The organism is Pseudomonas frederiksbergensis (assembly GCF_035751725.1).
GTDB classification, from domain to species: domain Bacteria; phylum Pseudomonadota; class Gammaproteobacteria; order Pseudomonadales; family Pseudomonadaceae; genus Aquipseudomonas; species Aquipseudomonas frederiksbergensis_A.
The window spans coordinates 1462080-1488473 of sequence record NZ_CP142104.1 but is presented as its reverse complement, the minus strand read 5'-3'; the positions used below and the strand labels follow the sequence as shown (position 1 = coordinate 1488473).

Annotated in this window: 25 protein-coding genes; 7 read left to right on the top strand and 18 right to left on the bottom strand. The window is 60.0% G+C overall.

The features are described 5' to 3' along the window. Window positions 1-13 precede the first annotated feature (13 nt). The 13 genes from astE to acs all read right to left on the bottom strand — a co-directional run bounded on the left by astE (window position 14) and on the right by acs (window position 14958). Entirely contained in the window at window positions 14-1021 is a 1008-nt protein-coding gene (astE, locus tag VQ575_RS06545; RefSeq protein ID WP_325919307.1) for a succinylglutamate desuccinylase, read from the bottom strand. A gap of 12 nt (window positions 1022-1033) precedes the next feature. Then, a complete protein-coding gene (locus tag VQ575_RS06540; RefSeq protein ID WP_039591865.1) occupies window positions 1034-1321 on the bottom strand; it encodes a hypothetical protein in 288 nt (95 codons plus the stop codon). Window positions 1322-1390: 69 nt separating this feature from the next. Further along, window positions 1391-2737, bottom strand: a complete 1347-nt coding sequence (gene astB / locus VQ575_RS06535) for an N-succinylarginine dihydrolase (protein ID WP_325919305.1) — start codon at window positions 2735-2737, stop codon at window positions 1391-1393. Window positions 2738-2881: 144 nt separating this feature from the next. After that, a complete protein-coding gene (gene astD, locus VQ575_RS06530; RefSeq protein WP_196304797.1) occupies window positions 2882-4351 on the bottom strand; it encodes a succinylglutamate-semialdehyde dehydrogenase in 1470 nt (489 codons plus the stop codon). Next, the gene (gene astA / locus VQ575_RS06525) at window positions 4348-5373 is read right to left on the bottom strand and encodes an arginine N-succinyltransferase (protein WP_039591862.1); all 1026 of its coding nucleotides are present in this window, start codon (window positions 5371-5373) and stop codon (window positions 4348-4350) included. The genes astD and astA overlap by 4 nt, the downstream gene beginning before the upstream one ends. Before the next feature lie 54 nt (window positions 5374-5427). Further along, window positions 5428-6447, bottom strand: coding sequence for an arginine/ornithine succinyltransferase subunit alpha (gene aruF / locus VQ575_RS06520; protein WP_039591861.1), 1020 nt, complete (start codon window positions 6445-6447; stop codon window positions 5428-5430). Between the two features lie 174 nt (window positions 6448-6621). Continuing rightward, window positions 6622-7842, bottom strand: coding sequence for an aspartate aminotransferase family protein (locus tag VQ575_RS06515; RefSeq protein ID WP_039591860.1), 1221 nt, complete (start codon window positions 7840-7842; stop codon window positions 6622-6624). A 389-nt stretch (window positions 7843-8231) separates the two neighbouring features. Next, a complete protein-coding gene (locus VQ575_RS06510; RefSeq protein WP_039591859.1) occupies window positions 8232-9212 on the bottom strand; it encodes a GlxA family transcriptional regulator in 981 nt (326 codons plus the stop codon). A 113-nt stretch (window positions 9213-9325) separates the two neighbouring features. Beyond that, on the bottom strand, window positions 9326-10090 hold the full coding sequence (locus VQ575_RS06505; protein ID WP_039591858.1) for an ABC transporter ATP-binding protein: 765 nt from the start codon (window positions 10088-10090) through the stop codon (window positions 9326-9328). Window positions 10091-10146: 56 nt separating this feature from the next. Then, the gene (locus VQ575_RS06500) at window positions 10147-10845 is read right to left on the bottom strand and encodes an ABC transporter permease (RefSeq protein WP_039591857.1); all 699 of its coding nucleotides are present in this window, start codon (window positions 10843-10845) and stop codon (window positions 10147-10149) included. Continuing rightward, window positions 10842-11531 (bottom strand): ABC transporter permease, encoded by a 690-nt coding sequence (locus VQ575_RS06495; protein WP_039591856.1) that lies wholly within the window; start codon window positions 11529-11531, stop codon window positions 10842-10844. The genes VQ575_RS06500 and VQ575_RS06495 overlap by 4 nt, the downstream gene beginning before the upstream one ends. 90 nt (window positions 11532-11621) lie before the next feature. Next, window positions 11622-12395: an ABC transporter substrate-binding protein gene (locus VQ575_RS06490; RefSeq protein WP_039591855.1), complete on the bottom strand. Its 774-nt coding sequence runs from the start codon at window positions 12393-12395 to the stop codon at window positions 11622-11624. 607 nt (window positions 12396-13002) lie between these two features. After that, on the bottom strand, window positions 13003-14958 hold the full coding sequence (gene acs, locus VQ575_RS06485) for an acetate--CoA ligase (protein ID WP_039591854.1): 1956 nt from the start codon (window positions 14956-14958) through the stop codon (window positions 13003-13005). Between the two features lie 431 nt (window positions 14959-15389). Between acs and VQ575_RS06480 the strand changes: the two genes are divergently transcribed. The 3 genes from VQ575_RS06480 (at window position 15390) to VQ575_RS06470 (ending at window position 17637) form a co-directional block, all read left to right on the top strand. Then, entirely contained in the window at window positions 15390-15653 is a 264-nt protein-coding gene (locus VQ575_RS06480; protein WP_198727209.1) for a DUF2790 domain-containing protein, read from the top strand. 30 nt (window positions 15654-15683) lie between these two features. After that, window positions 15684-15899: a hypothetical protein gene (locus VQ575_RS06475; RefSeq protein WP_198727210.1), complete on the top strand. Its 216-nt coding sequence runs from the start codon at window positions 15684-15686 to the stop codon at window positions 15897-15899. Window positions 15900-16389: 490 nt separating this feature from the next. Next, the gene (locus VQ575_RS06470; protein WP_003204812.1) at window positions 16390-17637 is read left to right on the top strand and encodes a ribonucleotide-diphosphate reductase subunit beta; all 1248 of its coding nucleotides are present in this window, start codon (window positions 16390-16392) and stop codon (window positions 17635-17637) included. A 730-nt stretch (window positions 17638-18367) separates the two neighbouring features. Here VQ575_RS06470 and VQ575_RS06465 read toward each other — a convergent pair. Together VQ575_RS06465 and VQ575_RS06460 are read right to left on the bottom strand one after the other, a co-directional pair. Continuing rightward, the gene (locus VQ575_RS06465; protein ID WP_325919303.1) at window positions 18368-18799 is read right to left on the bottom strand and encodes a helix-turn-helix domain-containing protein; all 432 of its coding nucleotides are present in this window, start codon (window positions 18797-18799) and stop codon (window positions 18368-18370) included. Then, complete coding sequence (locus VQ575_RS06460) at window positions 18796-20109, bottom strand: type II toxin-antitoxin system HipA family toxin (protein ID WP_325919301.1); 1314 nt, start codon at window positions 20107-20109, stop codon at window positions 18796-18798. The genes VQ575_RS06465 and VQ575_RS06460 overlap by 4 nt, the downstream gene beginning before the upstream one ends. Window positions 20110-20452: 343 nt before the next feature. On the opposite strand from VQ575_RS06460, the gene VQ575_RS06455 reads away from it, so the two are divergent. Continuing rightward, complete coding sequence (locus tag VQ575_RS06455; RefSeq protein WP_325919299.1) at window positions 20453-21442, top strand: hypothetical protein; 990 nt, start codon at window positions 20453-20455, stop codon at window positions 21440-21442. A gap of 5 nt (window positions 21443-21447) precedes the next feature. On the opposite strand, the gene VQ575_RS06450 is transcribed toward VQ575_RS06455, so the two are convergent. Beyond that, entirely contained in the window at window positions 21448-22263 is an 816-nt protein-coding gene (locus tag VQ575_RS06450; RefSeq protein WP_325919298.1) for a sulfite exporter TauE/SafE family protein, read from the bottom strand. A 113-nt stretch (window positions 22264-22376) separates the two neighbouring features. Between VQ575_RS06450 and VQ575_RS06445 the strand changes: the two genes are divergently transcribed. Next, window positions 22377-23153 carry an AraC family transcriptional regulator gene (locus tag VQ575_RS06445; protein ID WP_045156705.1) on the top strand — a complete coding sequence of 259 codons (777 nt, stop codon included), beginning with the start codon at window positions 22377-22379 and terminating at the stop codon, window positions 23151-23153. Between the two features lie 83 nt (window positions 23154-23236). Continuing rightward, window positions 23237-23554, top strand: coding sequence for a helix-turn-helix domain-containing protein (locus tag VQ575_RS06440; RefSeq protein ID WP_003204826.1), 318 nt, complete (start codon window positions 23237-23239; stop codon window positions 23552-23554). Between the two features lie 32 nt (window positions 23555-23586). Here VQ575_RS06440 and VQ575_RS06435 read toward each other — a convergent pair whose 3' ends face one another. After that, a complete protein-coding gene (locus VQ575_RS06435; protein WP_325919297.1) occupies window positions 23587-24645 on the bottom strand; it encodes an MBL fold metallo-hydrolase in 1059 nt (352 codons plus the stop codon). A gap of 186 nt (window positions 24646-24831) precedes the next feature. Between VQ575_RS06435 and VQ575_RS06430 the strand changes: the two genes are divergently transcribed. Further along, on the top strand, window positions 24832-25440 hold the full coding sequence (locus VQ575_RS06430; protein ID WP_325919296.1) for a TetR/AcrR family transcriptional regulator: 609 nt from the start codon (window positions 24832-24834) through the stop codon (window positions 25438-25440). Between the two features lie 3 nt (window positions 25441-25443). Here VQ575_RS06430 and VQ575_RS06425 read toward each other — a convergent pair whose 3' ends face one another. Continuing rightward, window positions 25444-26391, bottom strand: coding sequence for a LysR family transcriptional regulator (locus tag VQ575_RS06425; protein ID WP_325919294.1), 948 nt, complete (start codon window positions 26389-26391; stop codon window positions 25444-25446). Window positions 26392-26394 lie beyond the last annotated feature (3 nt).

Here is a 26394-nt window from a genome sequence, read left to right as displayed (position 1 = left end):
AATGATCTGGGCGTCAGGCCAGGCTTTCATCCGTCGCCGGCACGATCAAAATGCCAGCCCGCAAGCCATTCTTGACCCTGGGGTTCGGGAAGATGATCCGCGCGCCCTCCTCCTCGATCACCCAGCGGGTCTGGGCGATGTCCTCAGCCAGCACATAACCTTTTTCAAGCTCGGAGAAGTTCTCGATATCTGCCGGCAGGTTCAGGCGGAAGCTGTCGCTGTGCTTGATGATTTCCCGCGCCACGCTGAACAGTTGCAGACCGTCCAGGCTGCCTTCCGTCTCCGGCTCGTTGCCTTCGATGATCTGGTGCAGACGGGTTTCCAACAAGCCGACATTGACGCCGTCGTTCTGGCCAAATGGCCGGGCCTTGCCCAGTTCCAGGGTGAAGGACTCGGCGCCAAGCTGGTCGTAGGTATAGGCGCTGAACACGATGGACGGTTTGTTCTGCAACAACACCGCCTCCATGCCCGCCGCACGCAGGCGCGCCAGTTCTCGGCGCGAATGCTGGCGGCCTTCCTTCCACGGGTACAAGGCGAACTGCTCGATCTTCGAGCCACGAATGGCGGTGTGCAGGTCGTAGTGCAAGCGGCTGCGGTCCGGCACGCTGAAGAAACTCGCCGCCAGCCGTTCCAGTTCACAGGCGCGCAACGCCTCGGGGCCGCCGCTCAGCTCATGGCGACCATTGAACAAGCGGTTGACGTCCTGTTCGACGAAGCGCTCGCCGCGACGAATGGCCTCGGGATTGCCAAACAGGAAAAGAATGCGTGCACGGGGCTTCAGGTCGCCACGGGCGATGTCATGCAACAGGCGGTCGAGCAATTCGATCGGCGCGGTTTCGTTGCCGTGGATACCGGCCGACAGCAGCAGGTCCAGGCCATTATCCCGGGCTTCGGGCGGCTTGACCTCCAGCGCGCCCTCGCTCAACCAGCGCATCCGTACGCCTTCGACAGTCAGTTGAGTCTTCTCCGCCGGTTCACGGCCGGCGAGGGTCAGTTCAAGCAGTTTGCCGAGGGCGAGCATAATGCGGTTTCCTTAATGGTCGTGGCCGCAATCCGGGCCATGGACGTGGTCGTCATCGCCAAGCTCCGCCGGCTCCATTTCCAGTTGCAGGCTGACCAGGTTGGTGGCCAACGGACGCAACAGCAGGTTGGCGTATTCCTCGTCCCCTTCCTCGACGTCGACGCCGATCAGCAGCTGACCGCGGCCATCTTGCTGGATCCACAACTCCTTGCCCTGCCACATCACCGCGACGCGGGTGCAGGAGGTTTCCAGTTGCGTGCCGTCGGTGTCTTCAAGGATCAGCTGCAGGGTATCGCTCATGTTTTTACATTCTCGTCTGGGGATAAGGCAACGCGCCCTGCTTTGACTGTAGTCAGGTCGCGCGCGCTTTCAATTGATCTGGAAAGGATAGACCGAGCCAAGTTTAAGGATTTGTGTCAGCTCATCCAGGGCCGACCGGCATTCGAGCAGTAATTGCGGGTCCGCCAGGTCGTTTTCGGTCATGCGGTCGCGGTAGTGGTTCTCGACCCATTGGGTCAGCGAATCGTACAGCGGCGCGGTCATGATAACCCCTGGGTTGACGGCCGCCAGTTCGGTTTCGTTCAGCGCCACGCGCAACCGCAGGCAAGCCGGGCCGCCGCCGTTCTGCATGCTTTGCTTGAGATCGAAGACCTTCACTTCACGGATCACCCCGCCAGCGCCCGTCAGGCCTTGCAGGTACTGCCAGACGCGTTCGTTGCTACGGCATTCTTCCGGCACGATCAACAGCATCGAGCCGTCAGGACGTGACAGCAACTGGCTATTGAACAGGTAGGAACGTACTGCGTCATCGACGGTGACCGCCGAACGCGGTACGCACACCGATTGAAATTTCCCACCGACCTTGGCGAGTTTGCCGCTCAGCTCGGCCAACACTTTGTCAGTCTCGAGGAACGCGTCCTCGTGGTAGAACAGCACTTCGCCATTGCCCACCGCGATCACGTCGTTGTGGAACACGCCCTGATCGATCACCGACGGGTTCTGTTGCGCGTAGACCACGCCCTCCTCCCGCAGGCCGTGCAGGCGGGCAACCGCCTGGGAGGCTTCGAGGGTCTGGCGCGCCGGGTATTTTTGCGGCGCCGGATAACGGTTGTCGAAAGCACTGCGACCGAAGACGAAGAATTCGACACCGGCCTCGCCATACGCGCGGCAGAAACGGGTGTGGTTGGCCGCGCCTTCGTCGCCGAACTGCGCCACGGCCGGCAATGCGGCGTGGTGGGCGAAGTGTTGCTGGTTCGCGAACATCGCCCCCAACACGCGACTGGTGGTCGGATGCTCGATGCTGCGGTGGTATTTGCAGTTCAGGTTGGCTGCAGTGAAATGCACGCGGCCATCGGCGGTGTCGGCGCTCGGGCTGACCGTGGCGGCGTTGGCCACCCACATGCTCGAGGCCGAACAACTGGCAACCAGCAACGGCATCGCTTCTTTCGCGGCCCGCTGGATGACCTGCGCGTCGCTGCCGGCAAAGCCCAGCCGGCGCAGGGCCGCCACGTCGGGGCGCTCCTGCGGCGCCAGCACACCTTGCTGGAAGCCCATGTCCATCAGCGCCTTCATTTTCGCCAGGCCCTGCAGCGCTGCTTCCTTGGGGTTGGAAGACTGCTGGCTGTTGCTCTGGGAGGCGACGTTGCCGTAGGAGAGCCCGCCGTAGTTATGGGTCGGCCCCACTAGACCGTCAAAGTTGACTTCATAGGATTTCATCAGCGAGGCTCCACGAGAATCTGTTTTTTATAGGCATCAATATCGGCTGTAAGCGCGGCCATCGTCGGATCGCCGCCCGGAGCAGGCTCGCTCCCACAAGGACTTTGCAAATCCCTGTGGGAGCGAGCCTGCTCGCGAAAAGGGCTACGCCATTTTCACGCCGGGGGTCAGGGCAGCCGGCATCACCAGGCTTGGTGTTTCCAGGGAAGCCACCGGATACGCGCAATAATCGGCCGCGTAATAAGCGCTGGCGCGATGGTTGCCCGACGCGCCGACACCGCCGAACGGGGCGCTGCTGGCGGCGCCGGTCAGTTGCTTGTTCCAGTTGACGATACCGGCGCGGCTTTGCAGCCAGAACTGCTCATAGCGCTCCTGGGAGTCCGACAACAACCCGGCGGCCAAGCCATATTGAGTGTTGTTGGCTTCGGCGATCGCGCCTGCGAAATCCTTGTAGCGGATGACCTGCAGCAACGGTCCGAACAGCTCCTCGTCGGGACGCTCGGCCACGGCGGTGACGTCGAGGATACCTGGCGTCAACAACGCAGCCTGGGGCTGTGGCTGGGTCATGGCCAACAGTGGCACCGCGCCCTTGCCCAACAAATGGTTCTGCGCATCCATCAAGGCCTTCGCGGCGGCCAGGGAAACCACCGAACCCATGAATGGCGCCGGTTGTTGGTCGAAAGCCCCTACGTCCAGGGTCGAACTGACTTGCACCAGGCGCGCCAGCAGGGCATCGCCCCAGGGGCCGTCCGGCACCAGCAGGCGGCGTGCGCAGGTGCAGCGCTGGCCGGCGGAAATGAAGGCGGACTGGATGATGGTGTACACCGCCGCATCGACGTCCGCCACCTCATCCACCACCAGCGGATTGTTGCCGCCCATTTCCAGCGCGAGGATCTTGTCCGGACGGCCGGAAAACTGTTGGTGCAAGAGATTGCCGGTGCGGCTGGAGCCGGTGAAGAACAAGCCGTCGATCCCCGGCTCCGCCGCCAGGGCAATGCCGGTTTCCCGCGCGCCTTGCAGCAGGTTCAGCACGCCCGCCGGCAGGCCGGCTTCGACCCAGCACTTGACCGTCAGCTCGGCGACTTTCGGCGTCAGCTCGCTGGGCTTGAACAACACGCAGTTGCCCGCCAGCAGCGCCGGCACAATGTGCCCGTTGGGCAAATGGCCAGGGAAGTTGTAGGGTCCGAACACCGCCACCACGCCGTGGGGCTTGTGGCGCAGGACCGCAGTCGCGTCGCCCAGGGGGCCGCTTTTCTCGCCGGTACGCTCGCGGTAGCTCTGCACCGAGATCGCGACCTTGTTGATCATGCTGGTGACTTCGGTAGCCGCTTCCCACAGGGGCTTGCCCGTTTCCTCACCGATGCAACGGGCCAATTCGTCAGCGTGCGTCTTCAGGGTGCCGGCGAAGGCTTCCAGCACCTGGATGCGCTCATCCAGCGGGCGTCGCGCCCAGTCCGGAAACGCCTGGCGCGCCGCCTGCACGGCGGACTCCACCTGGGCCGCGGTCGCGCCTTTTCCAGACCACAGCACTTGCTGGGTCACCGGGTTCAACGACTCAAAGACGTCGCCCTGGCCTTCCAGCCAACTTCCAGCAATGTACAACGATTTCATTATTTCGACTCCCGGGCAGCGGACAACGCCACGGCACGCACCTGGTCGCCAGCGTTGAGTTGAAGACGTTTGGCGGTCAGCGGATCGACCACCAAGGTGCCTGCGGCAAAGCGGGCCGGTGCAGCGGTGATGCGGCAATCTTCGCGCTTGCGGTTATGAATGAGGAACGGCGTGGCGTCATCGCCCGGCGTACCGATGGCCAGCACCAGCGCCTGGCTGTCGCGAATCGCGCGGATCTTGCCGGTTTCGCATTCCACCGCCGGGCCGGCGTCGAAGATGTCGACGTAACCCTGATAGCTGAAACCTTCGCTCTTGAGCATCGACAATGCCGGTTCGGTATCGGGATGAACCTGGCCAATCACGGCCCGGGCATCTTCGGACAAGAAACAGGTGTACAGCGGGAACTTGGGCATCAGCTCGGCGATGAACGCTTTGTTACCGACGCCGGTCAGGTAATCGGCCTGGCTGAATTCCATCTTGAAGAAATGCCGGCCCAGGCTTTCCCAGAATGGCGAACGCCCGTTGTCGTCGGACATGCCGCGCATCTCGGCGATGATCTTGTTGCCAAACAGCTGCGGGAATTCGGCGATGAACAGCAATCGCGCCTTGGCCAGCATCCGACCGTTGAGACCACTGCGGTAGTCGGCGTGGAGGAACAACGAGCACAGCTCGGAATTGCCCGTCAGGTCATTGGCCAGGAACAACGTCGGGATTTCCCGGTAGATGTTCAGTTCCTGGGACGCGCTGACCGTCAGGCCGACCCGGAAGTTATACCAAGGCTCACGCAGGCCCACGGCGCCGGCGATGGCGGAAATGCCCACCACGCGACCGTCGTCGTCCTCGAGCACGAACAGATAGTCCGCATCGCCTCGCCCGGCTTCACCGCGAAAGGTCTTCTCGGCCCAACCGACCCGATGGGCCAGGCGTTCTTCATTGGCTGGCAAGGTGGTCAAGCCGGTACCGGTGCTGCGGGCCAGGGCGATCAGGGCGGGTAAATCGCTGCTGCGTACGGGACGAACGATCATGCTATCTCCTCAGACGGGCCGCTCACGCCACCCGCGAAACTCAGCTGTAAAGCGTTATACGGCTACCAGGCGCACGCTGGCGCCCTCGCCGACGCCCAAGGCTTCGGCCGCTTCCATGTCCAGCGTCACTGGCTTGCCTGGTGCGTAATCGAGCTCAAGCAGCACGGCGCGGTAATCCTGCAATTGGGCATTGGCCACCAGGTATTGGCGGCCGGCACCCTTGACCGGTTCACCAATCTTGACCGGCACCACGCGGCTCTGGGCGATCGAGCGGATGCCCGAGACACGGGCATGCAGGGTCGGGCCACCGTCGAAGATGTCGATGTAGTGATCAGTCTCGAAGCCCTCGCGCATCAGGATGTCGAAGGTGATCTGCGCACGCGGGTGGACCTGGCCCATGGCTTCCTGGGCGGCATCCGGCAGCAGCGGCACGTAGATCGGGTAATGCGGCATCAGCTCGGCGAGGAAGGTCCGGCTTTTCAACCCGCACAAGCGCTCGGCGGCGGCGTAGTTGAGGTCGAAGAAGTTGCGACCGATGGCGTCCCAGAACGGCGAGTCGCCATTCTCATCGCTATAGCCGACGATCTCGGTCACCACCGAATCGGCGAAGCGCTCCGGGTGGCTGGCGACAAACAGCAGGCGCCCACGGGAGTTGAGTTCGGCCCAAGGCGATCCGACCAGTTCCGGCACGACGTAGAAACTCGTCAGCAGACTGTTGCCGGTCAGGTCGTGGCACTGGGAGAGAACGTGGATCTTGTTGTGGATCTTCAACTCACGGGAGGCGTGAACGAAGGTCTCGTTGCGAAAGCTGTAGAACGGTTCGGAGTAACCGGCCGAAGCGACAATGGCCGAACAGCCGGCCAACTTGCCGGTCGCGGTGTCTTCAAGGACGAAGAAATAGCTCTCTTCACCGTTGAAGCTGACTTCGGCGGCAAACGAGGCTTCGCTTGCGGCGATCTTGTCGCTCAGGCGTTCCACGTCATCCGGCAAGGAAGTGACACCGATCGGACTGTCCGCAGCCAGGCGCTGTACCTCACCCAGGTCAGCCATTTGCGCGGGGCGCATCACCAGCATGGTGTCACTCCTTAACTTGAAATAAACGGTTCGACCATTGGGTCGACACAGAGAAAAAAATGTTCAATGTGGGAGCGCGCTTGCTCGCGAAGGCGGTTTGTCAGGCAACATTTGCGCTGAATGTGACAGCCTCTTCGCGAGCAACCCCGCCCCCACAAGGGGTCCCACTCAGCCTCAGGCTTGGGTCAACTTCGCCGCAGCCCGCTCGAAGCGATCCAGGCCTTCGTCGATGTCGGCGTCTTCCACCACCAGGCTCGGGGCGAAGCGAATCACGTCCGGGCCGGCTTGCAGGATCATCAGGCCTTCCTGTTCGGCGGCGTTGAAGATGTCCTTGGCCTTGCCTTTCCAAGCGTCGTTCAGCACGCAACCGATCAGCAGGCCCAAGCCACGCACCTGAGTGAACAGGCCGTATTTTTCGCCGATCTGCTCCAGGCGCGCCTTGAACTTGTGGTGCTTGGTCTTGACGCCACCGAGCACTTCTGGGGTATTGACCACGTCGATTACCGCTTCGGCCACCGCACAGGCCAGCGGGTTGCCGCCGTAGGTGGTGCCGTGGGTACCAACGACCAGGTGCTTGGCCAGCGCTTCGGTGGTGAGCATCGCCGCGATCGGGAAACCACCGCCCAGGCTCTTGGCGCTGGTGAGGATGTCCGGGACCACGCCGTAATGCATGTAGGCGAACAGGTGGCCGCTGCGGCCCATGCCGGTCTGCACTTCGTCGAATACCAACAGCGCGTCGTGGGCATCGCACAGGTCGCGGGCGCCTTGCAGGTAGGCCTGCTCGGCCGGCAGCACACCGCCCTCGCCCTGGATCGGTTCCAGCACCACCGCGCAGGTCTTGTCGGAAATGGCGGCTTTCAAAGCCGCCAGATCGTTATAAGGAACGTGGGTGATGCCGGTAATTTTAGGCCCGAAACCGTCGGAGTACTTCGACTGCCCGCCGACGTTGACGGTAAACAGGGTACGGCCGTGGAAACTGTTGAGCGCGGCGATGATCTCGTATTTTTCGCTGCCAAAACGATCGAATGCGACGCGACGGGCCAGCTTGAAGGCGGCCTCGTTGGCTTCGGCGCCGGAGTTGCAGAAGAACGCACGCTCGGCGAAGGTTGCGTTGACCAGCTTGTGAGCCAGGCGCAGGGCCGGTTCATTGGTGAAGACGTTGGACACGTGCCACAGCTTGTTGGCCTGTTCGGTCAGTGCACCGACCAGCGCCGGGTGGGCATGGCCCAGTACGTTGACTGCGATACCGCCAGCAAAGTCGATCAACTCGCGACCGGACTGGTCCCACACGCGGGAACCGGCACCACGCACAGGAATGAAGGCAGCAGGTGCATAGTTGGGAACCATAACCTGGTCGAAATCGGCGCGTTGTACCGCGGCTTGCTCAACGGACATCGGAGTCTCCTGATGAGGAACACCCGCCTGGAACTGGCGGGCTTGGTAAGGATTGTAAGGACAGTTTTCAGCCCGGCCTTGCCGCCAAGCGACAACTTCTTATAGCGCCAACCCACGTTTTTCGCGGGTTTACGGCAATGCGACAAATAACGTCGCAAAGGCGCAGTTTAAACGTTGTGGCAGGATTTGAGGTGTCGGCATCCAGATTTCCATTACACCTGTGGCGAGGGGATTTATCCCCGCTGGGCTGCGCAGCAGCCCCAAGACAGTTAACGCTATCCATCTGACACACCGAGCTGCCTGGCTTTAGGGGCGCTTCGCGCCCCAGCGGGGATAAATCCCCTCGCCACAGGGCTATATGCCCTACTCATACAGAAGTTGTGCCTGCCCTACCCGCGTTCGGACGGCACCGAGGACAATTCGAACGGGCTGCTGCTGCGCCGCTGGTTGCGGTCTTCCCGCGGCGTGGCGCCGAAGAAGTTGCGGTATGCGCTGGAAAAATGAGGACCTGAAGAAAAACCGCAGGACAGGCCGATCTGGATGATGGATTTGCTGGTCTGCATCAGCATCTGGCGGGCCTTGTTCAGGCGCAGCTCCAGGTAATACTGGCTTGGCACACGATTGAGGTATTGCTTGAAGATCCGCTCCAGTTGCCGACGGGAGACGCAAACATGCTGGGCGATTTCGTCGGTGGTCAGCGGCTCCTCGATGTTGGCTTCCATCAATAGAACAGCCTGGGTGAGCTTCGGATGGCTGGAGCCGAGACGGTTCTGCAGCGGGATGCGCTGGCGCTCGCCCCCTTCGCGAATGCGCTCGACCACCAGTTCTTCCGAAACCGCGCCGGCCAATTCCGCGCCGTGATCGCGCGCCAGCACCGCCAGCAACAGGTCCAGCACCGACATGCCGCCGCAGGCACTCAAGCGATCACGATCCCAATCAAACAAATGACTGGTGGCGATGACCTTGGGGAAACGCTCGGAAAAATCATCCTGCCAGCGCCAGTGCACGGCAGCCCGATAACCGTCGAGCAAGCCCAACTGTGCCAGGGGATAGACGCCGGCGGACAAACCACCGATGACACAACCGGCGCGCACCAACTGCTTGAGCGCGCTGCTCAATGGCGAGGCCAGCGTGGTTGGCGGTTCATCGGCAATCAGGAACAGCTTCTGTAGGCCCTCAAGCTTGCCAGCCCAAGGTTCGCCCGGCAGTTGCCAAGCCCCATCGACTGGCGGCTCCGCTTGCAGGAACGACAGTTCGTAGACCACATCCGGATGCACTCGCTGAGCGACACGCAAGGCCTCCTCGGCCAGCGCCAGCGTCAAGGCTTTAGTGCTGGGCCAAATCAGGAAACCTATTCGATGGGCAGTCATGGCGGGCAATCCGAAGCGAAAACAGTGTTAAAGCCAAAAGCGGCTGCAACCAAATTAGACCATCTGGCGCATGGCGCGCAGCATGACCCAAGTCAGGTGCGTAACGGGAGCGATTACTTGAGGCTGCCCGACAGGAATTGCTGCAAGCGCTCCGATTGTGGATTGACCAGCACTTCGCGCGGGTTGCCACTTTCTTCGACGATGCCTTTGTGCAGGAACACCAACTGGTTCGACACTTCACGGGCAAAGCCCATTTCGTGAGTCACCACCACCATGGTCCGACCTTCCAGGGCCAGGGCCTGCATGACCTTGAGCACGTCGCCGACCAATTCCGGGTCCAGCGCCGAGGTCGGCTCGTCGAACAGCATCACTTCAGGCTCCATCGCCAGCGCACGGGCGATCGCCACGCGCTGCTGCTCCCCGCCGGACATGTGGCCCGGGTAGGCGTCCTTGCGATGGGCCACGCCAACCTTGTTCAGGTAATGCTCGGCCTTCTCCCGCGCTTCAGCCTTGGCCACGCCCAGTACATGAACAGGCGCTTCCATGATGTTTTCCAGCGCGGTCATGTGCGACCACAGGTTGAAATGCTGGAACACCATCGACAACCGCGAACGCATGCGCTGCAGCTGCTTGGGGTCCACGGCCTTCATCGCGCCATCCTTGCCCGCCACCAGCTTCAGCTCTTCGTTGTTGAGCAGGATCTTGCCGGCATGAGGTTGCTCAAGCAGGTTGATGCAACGCAGGAAGGTACTCTTGCCGGAGCCACTGGAGCCGATGATGCTGATCACATCGCCAGCGGCGGCTTTCAGGGACACGCCCTTGAGCACTTCGTGACTGCCATAGCGTTTATGCAGGTCTTGGACTTCAAGCTTGTACATGCGGTCGGTTCTCACAAAACGTCAGTCGTTGTGCAGTCGATCGGATCGATGCGTTATCAGTGCTTGCGCGGAGCCAGGTAACCCAGCCAACGGCGCTCGGCCAGCTTGAACAGGCGCACCAGGATGAAGGTCAGGCACAGGTAGAAAACGCCGGCCGTGATGTAGGCCTCGAACGGCAAGTAGTACTGCGCGTTCACCGTGCGCGCGGCACCGGTGATGTCGATCAAGGTCACGATGGAGGCAAGACTGGTGGTCTGCAGCATCATGATCACTTCGTTGCTGTATTGCGGCAGCGCGCGGCGCAGGGCCGATGGCAGCAGGATCCGGCGATACAGCTTGTAGCGCGACATGCCCATGGCCTTGGCCGCCTCGATCTCGCCATTGGGCGTGGCCCGCAGGCTGCCGGCGATGATTTCGGCGGTGTAGGCGCTGGTGTTGATGGCGAACGCCAGGCACGCACAGAACGTCGCGCTGGACAGCCACGGCCAGAGGAAGCTTTCGCGCACGACGGCGAACTGCGCCAACCCGTAGTAGATCAGGAACAGCTGCACCAGCATCGGCGTGCCGCGGATCACGTAGGTATAGAGCCAGGCCGTCATGTTGACGATCGGCTGCTTCGACACCCGCATAAGCCCCAGGGGCAGCGCCGCCAGGAGGCCGAAGAACAGCGAGAGGGCCAACAGCTTCAGGGTGGTCAGCAAGCCACTGAAGTACAGCGGCAAGGCTTCATAGATGACGTTGTAGTCGAAGATCATAGATCAGCCGCCCTTACGCCTACCGAGTAGCGCTTCTCAAGGTGACGCAACGCCAGCAACGAGACACTGGTGATCACCAGGTACATCGCCGCCACTGCGAGGAAGAAGGTGAAAGGCTCGCGAGTGGCATCCGCCGCCTGCTTGGCCTTGAACATCATGTCTTGCAGGCCCACCACGGAAATCAGTGCGGTGGCCTTGGTCAACACCAGCCAGTTGTTGGTGAAGCCCGGGATCGCCAGGCGAATCATTTGCGGCACCAGCACCCGGAAGAACACCTGGAAGCCGCTCATGCCGTACGCCATGCCCGCCTCGGCCTGGCCCTTGGGGATCGCCATGAAGGCACCGCGGAAGGTTTCCGACAGGTACGCACCGAAGATGAAGCCCAGGGTGCCGATGCCGGCCGCCAGCGGGTTCAGGTCGATATAGTCGTCATAGCCGAGCATCGGCGCCACACGGTTGAGCAGGTCCTGGCCGCCATAGAAAATCAACAGGATCAGCACCAGGTCGGGAATGCCACGGATGACCGTGGCATACAGATCGCCCAGCCACGCCAGCCAACGCACCGGCGAGAGGCGCAAGGCGACGCCGATCAACCCCAGGGCGATGGCCAGGGCCATGGACGACAAGGCGAGCTGAAGCGTCAACCATGCGCCATCGAGGATGACAGCCCCGTAGCCTTTCAACATGATTCAGGTCCTCGAAAGTGGGATGAAAAAATGGCGCAAACCGCAGAGTTCCTGTTGCTTGCGCCATTTCGCCCGAGTGGCGGGACGTGGTTACTTGCCGTAGATATCAAAGGCGAAGTATTTGTCCTGGATTTGCTTGTACTTGCCGTTCTCGCGAATGGCCGCGATCGCGCCGTTGATCTTGTCCTTCAACGCATCGCCCTTGCGCACCGCGATGCCGACGCCGTCGCCGAAGTACTTGACGTCCGTAAAGGCCGGGCCGACGAACGCGAAGCCCTTGCCGGCATCGGTCTTGAGGAAGCCGTCATCCAACAGCGTAGCGTCTGCCAAGGTGCCGTCGAGGCGGCCGGCGGACACATCCAGGTAGATCTCGTTCTGCGAACCGTACGGTTTGATCTCGGCACCCAGCGGGGCCAGGACTTCACGGGCGAAACGCTCGTGGATCGAACCGCGCTGCACGCCGATGTTCTTGCCCTTGAGCTCAGCCAGGTTGTCACCGACCTGAGTACCGGCCTTCATCACCAGACGAGCTGGGGTGTTGTAGTACTTATTGGTGAAATCAACGGATTTCTTGCGATCTTCGGTGATCGACATGGACGACAGGATCGCGTCGATCTTGCGGACCTTGAGCGCCGGGATCAGGCCGTCGAACTCTTGCTCGACCCACACGCACTTGACCTTCATCTCTTCGCACAGCGCATTGCCGATGTCGTAGTCGAAACCGACGATGCTGCCATCCGGGGCTTTCGAGGCGAACGGAGGGTAAGCCGCTTCGATACCAATCTTCAGGGGTTTTTCATCAGCGAAGGTCGGCAGGGACAGCACGGACAGTGCCAGGGCGCCAAGCAGCACAAGTTTCTTCATCTTGGGACTCCATCGGTAAAGGGCAAAAACGGCAGAGTGAGCAACAGCCCAATATGCGAATGGGTGAAACGAACTTTGGTGCTGCGTCCTGGGAAGCTCACGATTTATCCAACGCGAACCACGACGAGCGAGTGATCGGCATTCTAACGACAGGCCCGAAGTCGATATTTCTTCAATGCGACAACAAATTACAGAAGCACTGAGAAAGCTGTTCGAGCACATTGACAGCCCCGCAAATTCATGCAGGAGCAAAAGAAGGGAAACCGATCCATGCTGCAAATAGCGGGCCCATTATTCGCAAACCCTTCTAATCCGGCAAGCACAGCGTGTCGGCTTATTTTCAGAGGCACCTGAAACCGCCCTATGACGGGGCTTCGCGTTTCACATCGCCCCGTTATGGCGCCTTTGGTTACACATTTCACAAACACCGGTAACGCTCAGACATCTCCCACTTTAAACGCCGATATTTATTCATCCACCAAGCCCATGGCGAGGGAGCTTACTCCCTCACCACAAAGGCACCACATTTCAAGCCCTCCCAGCGCGCCCGTAAAAAAGCCCCGCCCGGCATACGCCGGGCGGGGCTTTTCGGTGTTACACGCGGCCGTCAGGCGACGTTCATGGTTTTGTGCGTCTCGATCAGGTGCGCCACCACACCCGGGTCGGCCAGGGTGGAGATATCACCCAAGCCGTCGTACTCCGCCGTGGCGATCTTGCGCAGGATGCGGCGCATGATCTTGCCGGAACGGGTCTTCGGCAGCCCCGGTGCCCACTGGATCACATCCGGCGAAGCAATCGGACCGATCTCCTTGCGCACCCAGTTCTTCAGTTCCAGGCGCAGGGCCTCGCTGGTCTCTTCGCCGGCATTGAGGGTGACGTAAACATAAATGCCCTGCCCCTTGATGTCGTGCGGCACACCCACCACCGCCGCTTCGGCGACTTTCGGGTGGGCGACCATGGCGCTTTCGATTTCAGCGGTGCCCATGCGGTGGCCGGAGACGTTGAGCACGTCATCCACCCGACCGGTGATCCAGTAGTAGCCATCCTCGTCGCGACGGGCACCGTCACCGGTGAAGTACATGCCACTGAAGGTCTTGAAGTAGGTGTCGACAAAACGGTCATGGTCGCCGTACAGCGTACGCGCCTGGCCTGGCCACGAATCAAGGATCACCAGGTTGCCTTCGGCGGCACCTTCGATCAGGTTGCCGAGGTTGTCCACCAACGCCGGTACCACGCCGAAGAACGGACGCGTGGCCGAACCCGGCTTCAGCGCCGTGGCGCCTGGCAACGGGCTGATCAACACGCCACCGGTTTCGGTCTGCCACCAGGTGTCGACGATCGGGCAACGCTCCTTGCCGACGTTCTTGTAGTACCAGTCCCAGGCTTCCGGGTTGATCGGCTCGCCCACCGAACCCAACAGGCGCAGGCTGCTGCCATCGGCGCCTTCGACCGCGGCGGTGCCCGAGGCCATCATCGCGCGGATCGCGGTCGGCGCGGTGTAGAGGATGCTGACCTTGTGCTTGTCGATGACCTTGGCCACCCGGGTGATGTCCGGATAGTTCGGCACGCCTTCGAACAGCAGCGTGGTCGCGCCGTTGGCCAGCGGGCCGTAGACGATGTAGCTGTGGCCAGTCACCCAACCCACGTCGGCGGTGCACCAGTAGACCTCGCCCGGCTTGTAGTCGAACACGCGCTCATGGGTCAGTGCCGCGTACAACAAGTAGCCGGCCGTGGTGTGCTGCACGCCCTTGGGCTTGCCGGTGGAACCGGAGGTGTAGAGGATGAACAGCGCTTCTTCGGCGCCCATTTCCTTCGGTGCGCAGACGGTACCGGCCACCTTCATCAGGTCTTCGTACCAGATGTCACGGTGCGGGTTCCACTTGATGTTGCCCGCCGTGCGCTTGCACACGATGACCTTCTGGATGCTGCTGGTTTCCGGATTGGTCAGCGCATCATCGACGTTGGCCTTGAGCGGGATCTTCTTGCCGGCGCGAATGCCTTCGTCGGCGGTGATCACCACTTTGGATTTGCAGTCGATGATCCGGCCGGCCAGCGCTTCGGGGGAGAAACCGCCGAACACCACCGAGTGAATCGCACCGATGCGGGCGCAGGCCAGCATGGCGACCACGGCTTCAGGGATCATCGGCATGTAGATGGTCACCACGTCGCCGCGGTGCACGTCCTGGCCGCGCAGGGCGTTGGCGAACTTGCAGACTTCTTCGTGCAGCTCGCGATAGGTGATGTTGCGGCTCTCGGACGGGTCATCGCCTTCCCAGATAATCGCAATTTGATCGCCGCGCTCGGCCAGGTGACGGTCGAGGCAGTTGTAGGAAACGTTCAAGGTGCCATCGGCGAACCACTTGATGTCGACATGGTGATCGTCGAAGGACGTCTGCTTCACCGTGGTGAAAGGCTTGATCCAATCGAGGCGCTTGGCCTGCTCGCGCCAGAAGCCATCGGGGTTGACGACCGACTGCTGGTACATGGCCTTGTAGGTCGCCTCGTCAGTCAGCGTATTGGCCGCTACCTCGGGACGAACGGGATACACAGAAGCCGCACTCATCTTTCTTACCTCGGTGACAATAGTTGTTTTTGTATGGTTCCGTTGTAGCTCGGGGCGGGCCTATAGAACCATTCGACGATGGTAGTAACAAGTCCCTACAAAATGTCGGTACTAACGTGCAAACCCCTGCCTGCTGGCATTTTTGTGTGGGAGCGGGCTTGCTCGCGAAGGTGGCGGTAGATCCAACCCGATGTAACAGGCAGCCACCGCTTCCTATCACGATTATTACCAGATCAACCAACAGTGTTTATCAAAACCGAGTCTGTTTAGCCTCGCCCCTGGCTCCTAGAATCCACCTCGCCAACCGGCAAACACGATTGACGCAACACAGCCCCCACGAAGGCCGTTGATCCAACTTCCAATACTTGCTCCACACGCAACCCCAAAAAGGTTGCGTGACCCCACTCGACCTCAGAAAAGGTGAAATACAGATGAAAGCTTTATGGGTTCTGGTCCTCGGCAGCCTTTGCGCCACCGCGATGGCGGAGGAGACCCCGACCGATGTCGCACAGCAAAAACCGGTCATTGAGGAGTACACCTATTCCACCCACCTGGACATCGCCAAAGTCATCTACATGAGCGACATCCCGAATGTCTGCGAGGTGGTCCCGGCGAAGATGGAATATGACGACTCCAAGGGTCAGCGCCACATCCTGCGCTACAGCGTCATGGGCACCGGTTGCTCCAACGGCTGATCAATCCAATCGAAACCAGGAGCAACCTTCATGAAAAGCAAACTGATCCTCACCCTGGCCTTGTCTGCATTGGCTGCCAATGCCTTCGCCGCCGACGGTTTTGATCGCACCGGTTCCGCTGCCGCAATCAAGCGCTACGACTTAGCGGGTACCACCACGATCACCACCGACGATCACGACCGCACACACACGACGACCGTCGCCACCGATGACCGCGATCATGCCGATTCGGCGCGTACCGACTGATCATTACTGGCAACTTCCATGGCCCGATTTCGGTCGGGCCAGGTTGTGTCTGGAACCGCTGAAAACCCTCCACAAACACAACATGTAGTGCGAAACCGCAAAAAACGCTGGTTTTTTGATCAAAAAAATCCGCGATCCGCTTCATGCAAAAAAAATCTCAAGCGGTCAAAGCCTTGTAAACCCTCGCTCCCACGCGAATATCCCGCCCGCCGCCCCTTCTGTGAGCTATTTCGCCGCACCACGTAGGCAAAAATATCCTTATAATGCCGCCTTAAACGGGCCTGCAATATTCCCTTACAGGGGATCACGCCAGCCTGGAGCCGACGCAGGGGCCAATCGCCTCCTCGCGTTCACCGCCGCTCCGGAATGACCCGTACATTTTTCTGTTTATTGCCTGCGTCAGCTGCTGCAACAAACGATTTTTCCAAGATCCACCGCGGCCAGTAGGCCTTCATCGGGCATCTGGCCCTCACGCAGGAGACGACACGTCATGCTGAGCTGGGACGAATTCGACAAAGAAGACGGCGAAGTAGCTGTAAAAGGCGCCAACGCCGGCCATGCTTCTGAAGCCAACATGGACCGCCTCGACAGCGCTGGCGGTGCCGCCGCCCTCGAAGCCCGGGCCGTGACGGCCAGCGACTCGGCCGCGATCATTCGCGCCAAGGCCGCCCTCGACAAACTCGACGTCGCCGAAGGCCTCGCCGAACTCGAAGGCGCCTCCGCCCGTGTCGCCGTCGATGAAAAGCGCATGATCAACTGCCGCGCTGACCTCAACCAGCTCGTGCCATTCAAATACGACTGGGCCTGGCAGAAGTACCTGGACGGCTGCGCAAACCACTGGATGCCGCAAGAAGTCAACATGACCGCCGACATCGCCCTCTGGAAAAACCCGGAAGGCCTGACCGACGACGAACGCCGCATCGTGATGCGCAACCTGGGCTTCTTCTCCACCGCCGACTCCCTGGTTGCCAACAACCTGGTCCTGGCCGTGTACCGCCTGATCACCAACCCGGAATGCCGCCAGTACATCCTGCGCCAGGCGTTCGAAGAGGCGATCCACACCCACGCCTACCAGTACTGCATCGAATCGCTGGCCATGGATGAAGGCGAGATCTTCAACATGTACCACGAGATCCCATCGGTCGCGAAAAAAGCCGCCTGGGGCCTGAAATACACCCGTTCGATCTCCGATCCGAAGTTCGAAACCGGCACCCCGGACACCGACAAAGAGCTGCTGCGCAACCTGATCGCTTACTACTGCGTCCTGGAAGGCATCTTCTTCTACTGCGGCTTCACCCAGATCCTCTCCATGGGCCGCCGCAACAAAATGACCGGCGTCGCCGAGCAGTTCCAGTACATCCTGCGCGACGAATCCATGCACCTGAACTTCGGCATCGACGTGATCAACCAGATCAAAATCGAAAACCCACACCTGTGGGACGCCGAGATGAAGGAAGAAGCGACCCAGATGATCCTGCAAGGGACCCAACTGGAAATCGAATACGCCCGCGACACCATGCCTCGCGGCGTGTTGGGCATGAACGCGGCGATGATGGAGGATTACCTCAAGTTCATCGCTAACCGTCGCCTGTCGCAGATTGGCTTGAAGGAAGAGTACCCAGGGACGACCAACCCGTTCCCTTGGATGAGCGAGATCATGGACTTGAAGAAAGAGAAGAACTTCTTTGAGACTCGCGTGATTGAGTATCAGACTGGCGGTGCGCTTAGCTGGGATTGATTCGAAAGAATAACCCTATGTTGCATGCGTAACTGAAAACCCCGTGAAAGCGGGGTTTTTTGTATTCAACGGAAACCAAACCGCGTTTAACTTCAGGACCGGCACGCCACCTCTGCCCTACGAGAAACTCAGAATCTTTCCGCATTGACGCCATATCGCCTCGTTACCTATCTTAATCGCAGGTGCCTAAGAAACGCCCAACGTAGTAGCTGATCGCCAAACATAGAACCGCGTACTGTCTAAAGACATTAGTCATTCTGTGTGGGCAATAGCTTGTTGGGATTTTTCTTGCATCCTCTACGTCGGGCTCGCGCCGCTAACCTTCGAACGTAGAGGTGGTTATGCCCACAAAAATTTCACCCCGCTCTCCGTATACCTCGGAGACCAATCTGCCTGATGCTTATATCCCGACCGCTTTCACCCGCCACAACCTCCATCTGCATACCCTCCTGGTTCAGCGCCTCCGATTTGGGGCGTTTGATGACCAAGCACCTTGACGAGCGGTGGATGATCCGTTTAGCCAGCATGAGTCCTGGTGGCGGAGAGCTTCTCGGATTTTGCGAGGGTTTTGAGATTCAATCGGAAGCCGCCGTCCGAGTTCGGGCGGCGGTTTTCTGTTGGTCATATGGAATTGGGGCCGCTTCAGCCCAGCGGGAGCAAGCTCCCTCGCCACGGGTGGGTGCAGGGCTTGCTCGGCACGTTGGCTTGAAATTACAGGCCGGTCCCAGGTTCACTCATTCGGCCGCCCCTTGCCGTCATTCTTGGCCTTTGCAGCGGCTCGCGCAGTAGCCACGCTACTGAACCGCGCTGCGGACTGGCGTTTCGGGTTGACGCCACGTGCGGGCCCGTTTGAGGCGGGTGCTTGCTGCCCGAACGAGGGCGCGTAAAGGCTGGTGGCCGCCATGGTCAACCCCAAGCGCAACCCGAACTTCCTCAGGATGGATTCGAGTGTGCTGAGGGTCGGGTTACCCTTGTCCTTCTCGATCTGGTAAAGGGCTTTGGTTGACATGTTGCACATGATTGCAAAGGTGTCCTGATCCAGGCCGGTCACCTCAAGCCGTAGCCGGCGAATAGCGGTTCCCAGGGTTTCGGTCCCCATCGCGTGCTTCATGACGATGTCGTCAATGACCGCCCTGCGCCGCTCGCCAGTATTCTCTTTCATCGCAGCCCCCATTCACCCAGGCGCTTGTCCAAGTTGTTCATCGGAATAGACTGGGCGCGCTTCACTTCCTCTGGAACGTCGACCAGCAGGTCCGGCAAAGCTCTGAATGTCTCAGCAGCTTCGAGCAGGCGCTCGAAGAGCACGTCAGGGCTCATTACGTCGTGAAAGTATCCGCAGATCGTTCTCCAGTCCGGACTTCCCATGCGCTCGGGCTTCCATTTGGTGGCTCGAGTAACGCCTTCCGGATCGAGCACCATCGGTGCAAGGTCGTAGATTGGTGCCAGTTCGAACTTGTCCCGATACCGGAAAATGGACGTGTTGCGCCCATGGTTATCCGAGTTCCCGAGGATACGGTTGAGCAGGTCACGGCGCAGGTACTCGAATACCAGCTCCTCAAGCTCTCCCTCCTGTCCATTCGTACGCCACAGGAGCATCAATCGACTAAGCACATCCTCATGGTTCATCTTCGAGCCTGGCTCGGTGTTCCCACATACGGAATAGATGGACTCCACCGGAATCCTCTCCACCACGCCGTTGGCGACTCGCCTATCAAAGCGCGGCATCCACAAGCTAGGCTTAGCGGCTTCCTCGAGTACAAGTCCATCCGTGGATATCGTGTTCAAACCGAGCTGGGAGATCGCTTTGTAGTAGTGATACTCGGCCCGCAGGATGTTCTTGTCACGCTCAGTGGCCTGGTTGCGAGCAAACTTCACCAGCCAATGACGGTGCGCAAGCTCGTCAGGAAGCATCGCATCGGCATAAAGAGCTCCCTCTTCATCCTCAACCATAATCAGTTTCGGGGCTTCTCCCTGAGCGCCCGTTGCACCGCCTAGTGCACCCGACTCATAGGCGTATTCGAGGAAATCATTTGTTCTGTCTACGACTTCTTTACGCGCAAAGGCCTCCTTACGAGTCTGGTCGATATGCTCGAAAGACTCCTTCACCCGCAAGTGCCCAATGGGCGAAGGCGTGCAGCGACTCAGGAGGAAAAAGCCCATGTCCATACCATCAGGCTTTTCTCCGCCGAATCGCCTCTGCAATGATTTACGAGCGGCACCGGCCGGTATGATGTCGTAGACAAATGGGGGATAGCCTTTGCTGTCGACAGGGTTCCAGCTCAGCGGAAGATTTACGCTGATAGCAAATTCGAAAAGCGTTTCCAGCTTGTGGATGAAGTCGACCAAGTAATGTGGGTCGTAAGACACACTACATCGCGATTCATCAAGCTGCTGAACGTTCGACACGTCAAGCGTCGCCGCGTCGCGCCATTGCCCGTCAACGTAAGATTGGATTGTGAGATGCCCTGACATTTTCACCTAAACCGGAACTATGATGCCGACTAGTCTCGCTCAAAAGGCTTATACCAGCAATATAATTCCGACTACTGGAAGATATAGCCCGTAAATCGGCATTAAGATACCGATTACATCTGAACCTGAATTGTGGAATGGGGCTGCTCCGCAGCCCAGCGGGAGCAAGCTCCCTCGCCACGGGTTGGTGTCAGGTCACAGGTTATCGGCAGGCTTGATGGCCGGGGAATTTTGGGCATCGCGAGCAGGCTCGCACAGTTTTTGGTGGTGTGCTGAAACTTTGAGTGCAACCGGCCCTGCCCTTCGCTATTAATACATTTCCCCCTCATGGACCTGAGCCCCGATGAAATTCGACCTCGCCTACTGCCTCAGCCTCGACGACAAGCTGTCGATCTATGACGTGCGCGATTTGAATTTTGACGAGACGGTGGCGTTCGATTCCGCGAAGGAACAGTTTCAGTGCCCCAACGATGCCTGTCGGGCGGCGTTTGATGAGGAGAATCGGCTGACGACGTTCAACGCCAAGAACGTCAATTACATCCGCACGCCACATTTCAAGAATCAGCCAACTACCCGGCATATCGAAGGCTGTCCTTATGTCAGTCCGAAAACGCCGGGGTTGGGTGCGCAGAGTGGCGAGGCGGAAACGGATGACGACCGTGAGGAGCATTTTCCGTCGGAGCTGTTGCTGACTCGGCGTCAGTACGTGCGCAAGCCTTCCGACCTGCCAAAGGATTCTGAAGCGAATCGCCCCACGCCACCCTCCGCATCGCCCGACCGTGATAACGCTCATTCCGCCCATGATCCGACACCTGACAAGACCAGCGTCTTCGCCCACCCGGTGGAGTGTTTCGTCTCGAACTTCGCGGACAAGGACCTGCTCAAGCGCAAGCTGTTGAAGATTGGCGAGCAAACCGCGCCCTATGGATCGTTCTTCAAGAAGATCGAGTACTTGCAGGACAACAAGGGCTTGATTTACTGGGGCAAGATCAAGGAGATCAAGGATTACAAGTTGAGCTTTCGCATCGACTTCGAACCCAAGGTCTGGTTCAAGCAACCGGACGAGGCGAAGAAGAAGCCTTACTCGGTCAACGTTTACCTGAGCAAGAAGCTGATCGACAACTACCGCAAGCGCAAGGCGTTCCTGGCAGAGATCAAGCACGCCATCGACAGCGATGCGCCGTTGTATTGCTTCTTTTATGGCGTCACGCCGGAGTTGAAGCAGGTGCCGAGCAAGAAGAACCCCGAAGAAACGTTCGGGGTGTTCAGTGCCAATATCGAGAACCTGGATCACTTTATTATTCGGGAGGCACCGGGGTTGGTAGGTAAATAGCGACCCTATCCCAGCGACATTCCGCCCATTACCACCAGCAATAACCCCACATACACCCACGCATGCAACCGATCGGGTATCCGCCCGATCCACGGCGTTGCCAGACGAATCCCCACTAACGCGCCGAGTGTGAGCACAGCGAAAGCCATCAAGTCGACGTAACCGACAAACCACGGCCCCAAATCAAATTCGATAAACCCGGCCAGGGCCATGTAAGTCAGCGTCCCGGTCACCGCAACCGGCAAACTCAGCGGGTTAGCCATGGACGTGGCGCGCGACATGTTCAGCCCGCAACGGCGTAATAACGGCACCGTCATGACACTGCCACCCACGCCCAGGAAAGTGGCGATGGCACCGATGCTGATCCCGCCTGCCGAGACCTCTGCCCTGCTCAGTCGCCGTGGGATCACAGCGTCAGACTGTGTCAGAAAACCGCGTCTGAACAAGCAGTCCAGAATGGTCACGCCCAGATAAACGATGAACGCGTAGCGAATCACTTCGCTGCTCGCCCACATCGCGGCAACGGCGCCGACGAGTGCCCCCAGGCCGATGAAACCGCCCAACGGCCACACATAATGGCGAATGAGGTTGCCGGCGCGGTGATGCTTCACGGTGGCGATCAGCGCGCTGACGATCATGACGCAGGTCGAAGTGGCCACGGCAATGTGCATCGCCGATTGGCCGATGGGCTCGCCGGCACCGTGGCTGGCGGTCAACATGCGGTACAGCAAGGGCACCACGACGAATCCGCCGCCGAAGCCGAACAGCACGGCGGTGATGCCACTCAGGCAGCCGAAACAGGCGAGCAGTACATAAAACATCAAGGCGAATCCGTGGAGTGGAAAGACGTTCACGATAGGGACGATAAGCTTGGCCTGCTGTAGCAAACAGGCCAATAATGTTTGCGTTTACGCCATTCCTGGATGCCCTGCCAATGCGCAACAGTTCGATCGATTTATTGGATGCGACACCCAGGGCCGTCGTTGCCATCGGCACCGATTACGCTCACGGGCAAGTATTGCCGTTGCATCGCCATCGCCGCGCGCAGTTGCTCTACGGTGCCACCGGGGTCATGCAGGTGAGCACGGCGGATGGCAATTGGGTGGTGCCGCCGCAACGGGCGGTGTGGATTCCGGCGGGGGTCGATCATGAAGTGCTGATGCTGGGCGTGAGCACCCGCAGCCTGTACATCGAACCGGCCGCGGTACCGGCCATGGACACGCGGTGCCAGGTCATCAACGTGTCGCCCCTGATGCGCCAGTTGCTGATGGAAGCCGTGGAGCTTGCGCCGGACTACGATGAGGCAGGACGTGATGGTGCGTTGATCGATCTGCTGTTGCACGAGCTGCTGCGCAGCGCCCACTTGCCACTGCACCTTCCGCTGCCCAAGGATCCTCGCCTGCTCAGCCTGTGCCAGGCGTTCCTGGAACACCCCGACGCCCACGCCTCGCCCGTGGAATGGGCGGGGCTATTGCATATCAGCCTGCGTTCATTCAATCGCCTGTTCGGCCGGCAGACCGCGCTGAGTTTCAGCCAGTGGCGACAACAGGCTTGCGTGATGTCGGCGTTGGCCCGCCTGGCCGATGGGGATTCGGTGACACGCATAGCCCTGGATCTGGGCTATGACAGTCCCGCTGCGTTCTCCACCATGTTCCGTCGGGTATTGGGCCATGCCCCAAGTGTCTGGCTGGAGAAGACCGCCGGTCATTGATCAAAAAAATGAGATTGATCGGGATTCAAAACAACTGTACAAAAACACAGTACTTTTTAATCCCACAGCTTTGGAGCATCCCCATGGCCTCTCTCGCAATCAAAACTACCTTGGAACGCATCGCTGTCTATCAATTCACCCCCGCCCACAGTGCACAGGCGCGAGCCATGCTGGGCTGGAGCGTCGAGGAGCTGTCTCGACAATCCGGCGTCTCGGTCCAGGCCATCCGTCGCTTCGAGGCCGGTGGCGAGCTGCTCGATGTAACCCGCCTGGCCCTGGCGTTCCGCCTGGAGGCCGAGGGCTTGGTGTTCTTCCCGGGCTTCGCACCGGGGCGCGGCATGAACATCAAGGGCGCGACGCCAGACCCGATGGGGCGCTCCGATTACGCAATGATCGAATAACACCCACCGCGCAGGCACTTGTCGTACAAAGCCTAGGCGATGCCGGCCTGGTCCTGATAGGCCGAGGGTTCCACGTCCACCCACCAGGCGCGGCCACGTTGCGGCTGCGTCAGGGTGAATGCTTCGCCCATTTGCGGTGTGGTGATGCAAACGTTGCGCTCCCAGGCCAGGGCCAGGATGCGATCGAAGGGCTCATACCAGGCATGCATCGCCAGGTCGAACGTGCCGTTGTGGATTGGTAGCAGCCAACGCCCCTTCAGATCGATATGAGCCTGCAGGGTCTGCTCCGGTTGCATGTGGACATGGGGCCAATCGAAGTTATAGGCGCCGGTCTCCATCAGCGTCAGGTCGAAGGGGCCGTATTGCTCGCCGATGCGTTTGAAACCTTCGAAGTAACCAGTGTCGCCGCTGAAGAAAATTCGCGTGGCGCCGTCGATCATGACCCATGAGGCCCACAAGGTGCTGTTGCTGTCGAACAGGCCTCGCCCGGAAAAATGCTGGGAGGGCGTGGCGACGAATTCGATACCGTCCACCTCGGTGCCTTGCCACCAATCAAGTTGGCGCACCTTGCTGGCGTCGACGCCCCACTTGACCAGGGTGTCGCCCACGCCCAGGGGCGTCAGGAAGTGGCGGGTCTTGTCCGCCAGCTTGAGAATGGCCTGATGGTCGAGGTGGTCGTAATGATCGTGGGAAAGAATCACCGCTTCGATCGGCGGCAATTCCTTCAGGCTGATGGGTGGCTGATGGAAACGCTTCGGGCCGGCCCATTGCACGGGTGAGGCGCGCTCGGAAAACACCGGGTCGGTGAGCCAGAATTTGTCCCGCAGCTTGAGCAGCACGGTGGAATGGCCGAGGCGGAAGATGCTGTGGTTCGGCGCGGCCAGCAGTGCGGCGCGCGTCAGCGGCTGAACGTCGATAGCACCTGCAGGGCGGGTGGAACGCGGCTTGTGGAAGATCATATTCCAGATGATGCGCAGGGTTGTGCCAAAGCCTTCACGCGGTGTGAAGGCGTGATTGCGATATTTGCCGTGGTCTTGCCGCGAGGGCTCAGGGGCAGACGGATTGGCGGTCGAAAAAGAAGGATGGGTCATGGTGCGATAACTCCAAGGGCGTCGGCACTTATGTGCTTCGCCGTTGTGGACGCTGGATGGCCTTCGCATGCACGCTCAGCCGCTTCACTCAGAACTACACCACTCGGTGTAGTTTCCAGATTGCATGAATCGCAAGAGCAAGTAAACTGCCGAGTGTAAGTTTTATCTTTCTACCGACGAGTGCCCATGACCGTACCGCAACGCCTTACCGAGCGAAAACGCGAAGCCATTCTCCAGGCCGCGATTGCTGAATTTCGTAGCAGCGGTTTTGAAATCACCAGCATGGACAAGATTGCAGCAACGGCAGGCGTGTCGAAGCGTACGGTGTACAACCACTTCCCGAGCAAAGAAGAACTGTTTGCCGAAATCCTGAATCGGTTATGGAACAGCATCACCGCTGAACAGGACATGCCCTACAGCCCGCAAAAGCCGCTACGGGAACAGCTGCAAGCGTTGCTGCAAGCAAAACTGCATATGCTGGCGGACGAGAACTTCCTCGACCTGGCGCGCATCGCCATCGCCGCAACCATTCATTCCCCTGAGCGAGCCCAGGACATGGTGTCGCGCATGGGCCAGCGTGAAGAAGGCCTGACGGCCTGGATTCGCCAGGCCCAGGCCGATGGCCGCTTGAAACCCGTGGAGCCGGCATTTGCCGCCCAACAAATGCATGGGCTGCTCAAGACATTTGCGTTCTGGCCGCAGGTTTCGATGGGGCAACCGAGCCTGACCGAGGAAGAGCAGACCCAAGTGATCGAATCGGCCCTCGACATGTTCCTGAGTCGTTATCAAGCCTGAGTCTCAACCCCAGCGCAGATTGCGCCCAAGCTCATCGAACAAGGTCACCACCGAGCGCAAGGCTCGGCAATCCGGTCGGGTCAGGAGCCACAATGCAGTGTCGTATCCCTCCAGCGGTTCGCCAAGGGGCACCAGGCCCTTGGTTTCGTCGATCAGAAAGTCCGGCAGCGCCGCAACCCCAAGACCGGCCCGCACCAGCTCGGTGACCGAGAGCATGCTGTTGCAGCGATAGGCGGGCATTACGCCGGGCAAATGCTGGCGGCGCCAGGCTACGGTGGGATGATCCGGAAGGAAATCGTCCGGCGCGATCCAGCACAGGGCAGCCAGGTCATCGGCATTCGCCGAGCGCAGGTACGTGGCGCCAGCACAGACCCGGTAGGCCACGTTGCCCAGGTTGCGACCGACCAGGTGTTCCGGCGGTGTACGAGTCAGCCGCAAAGCGATGTCGGCATCGCGACGGCTCAGGTTGGCGAAGTCGTTCGAGGTGCTCAGCTCAAGGGTCAATGCCGGATAAGCAGGCATGAAACGCGCCAGCGCCGGCAGCAACAATGCTTGCAGGACTGAGTCGCTGCACGTCAGGCGCACCGTCCCGCTGATCACCTCGCCACCCTGCTCCACCCCCACCCGCGCCGCCTCCAGTGCCTGCTCGGCGCGTTCGGCTTGTTCGGCCAACGCCTGGGCCAGGCTCGTGGGTAAATACCCGGAGCGGCTTTTTTCGAACAGGGGCAGGCCCAGGGCCGCCTCCAGCCGACGTACCGAACGAAACACCGTAGACACATCCACTTGTAGCAGCCGAGCGGCCCGGGCCAGCGAGCCGCCACGGACCAGCGCCAAGATCAGCGACAGATCGGGATAGTCCAGTCGATAGTGCGCAGCTGCATTGATCACCTGGATAAACGCCCATATTGATTGCGTGAACGCCAATCTATAGTGGCCACCAGGAATCAACAAGCG

Excerpts from the sequence above, each read along its gene's own strand:
- VQ575_RS06455 (WP_325919299.1), top strand. The coding sequence starts at position 20,453 with ATGAAATTCGACCTCGCCTACTGCCTCAGCCTCGACGACAAGCTGTCG.
- astA (WP_039591862.1), bottom strand. The coding sequence starts at position 5,373 with ATGATCGTTCGTCCCGTACGCAGCAGCGATTTACCCGCCCTGATCGCC.
- VQ575_RS06490 (WP_039591855.1), bottom strand. The coding sequence starts at position 12,395 with ATGAAGAAACTTGTGCTGCTTGGCGCCCTGGCACTGTCCGTGCTGTCC.
- VQ575_RS06480 (WP_198727209.1), top strand. The coding sequence starts at position 15,390 with ATGAAAGCTTTATGGGTTCTGGTCCTCGGCAGCCTTTGCGCCACCGCG.
- aruF (WP_039591861.1), bottom strand. The coding sequence starts at position 6,447 with ATGCTGGTGATGCGCCCCGCGCAAATGGCTGACCTGGGTGAGGTACAG.
- VQ575_RS06505 (WP_039591858.1), bottom strand. The coding sequence starts at position 10,090 with ATGTACAAGCTTGAAGTCCAAGACCTGCATAAACGCTATGGCAGTCAC.
- VQ575_RS06435 (WP_325919297.1), bottom strand. The coding sequence starts at position 24,645 with ATGACCCATCCTTCTTTTTCGACCGCCAATCCGTCTGCCCCTGAGCCC.
- VQ575_RS06500 (WP_039591857.1), bottom strand. The coding sequence starts at position 10,845 with ATGATCTTCGACTACAACGTCATCTATGAAGCCTTGCCGCTGTACTTC.
- VQ575_RS06450 (WP_325919298.1), bottom strand. The coding sequence starts at position 22,263 with ATGTTTTATGTACTGCTCGCCTGTTTCGGCTGCCTGAGTGGCATCACC.
- astB (WP_325919305.1), bottom strand. The coding sequence starts at position 2,737 with ATGAAATCCTATGAAGTCAACTTTGACGGTCTAGTGGGGCCGACCCAT.
- VQ575_RS06460 (WP_325919301.1), bottom strand. The coding sequence starts at position 20,109 with ATGTCAGGGCATCTCACAATCCAATCTTACGTTGACGGGCAATGGCGC.
- VQ575_RS06440 (WP_003204826.1), top strand. The coding sequence starts at position 23,237 with ATGGCCTCTCTCGCAATCAAAACTACCTTGGAACGCATCGCTGTCTAT.
- VQ575_RS06430 (WP_325919296.1), top strand. The coding sequence starts at position 24,832 with ATGACCGTACCGCAACGCCTTACCGAGCGAAAACGCGAAGCCATTCTC.
- VQ575_RS06445 (WP_045156705.1), top strand. The coding sequence starts at position 22,377 with ATGCGCAACAGTTCGATCGATTTATTGGATGCGACACCCAGGGCCGTC.
- astE (WP_325919307.1), bottom strand. The coding sequence starts at position 1,021 with ATGCTCGCCCTCGGCAAACTGCTTGAACTGACCCTCGCCGGCCGTGAA.
- VQ575_RS06515 (WP_039591860.1), bottom strand. The coding sequence starts at position 7,842 with ATGTCCGTTGAGCAAGCCGCGGTACAACGCGCCGATTTCGACCAGGTT.
- VQ575_RS06540 (WP_039591865.1), bottom strand. The coding sequence starts at position 1,321 with ATGAGCGATACCCTGCAGCTGATCCTTGAAGACACCGACGGCACGCAA.
- VQ575_RS06495 (WP_039591856.1), bottom strand. The coding sequence starts at position 11,531 with ATGTTGAAAGGCTACGGGGCTGTCATCCTCGATGGCGCATGGTTGACG.
- VQ575_RS06465 (WP_325919303.1), bottom strand. The coding sequence starts at position 18,799 with ATGAAAGAGAATACTGGCGAGCGGCGCAGGGCGGTCATTGACGACATC.
- VQ575_RS06510 (WP_039591859.1), bottom strand. The coding sequence starts at position 9,212 with ATGACTGCCCATCGAATAGGTTTCCTGATTTGGCCCAGCACTAAAGCC.
- acs (WP_039591854.1), bottom strand. The coding sequence starts at position 14,958 with ATGAGTGCGGCTTCTGTGTATCCCGTTCGTCCCGAGGTAGCGGCCAAT.
- VQ575_RS06470 (WP_003204812.1), top strand. The coding sequence starts at position 16,390 with ATGCTGAGCTGGGACGAATTCGACAAAGAAGACGGCGAAGTAGCTGTA.
- VQ575_RS06475 (WP_198727210.1), top strand. The coding sequence starts at position 15,684 with ATGAAAAGCAAACTGATCCTCACCCTGGCCTTGTCTGCATTGGCTGCC.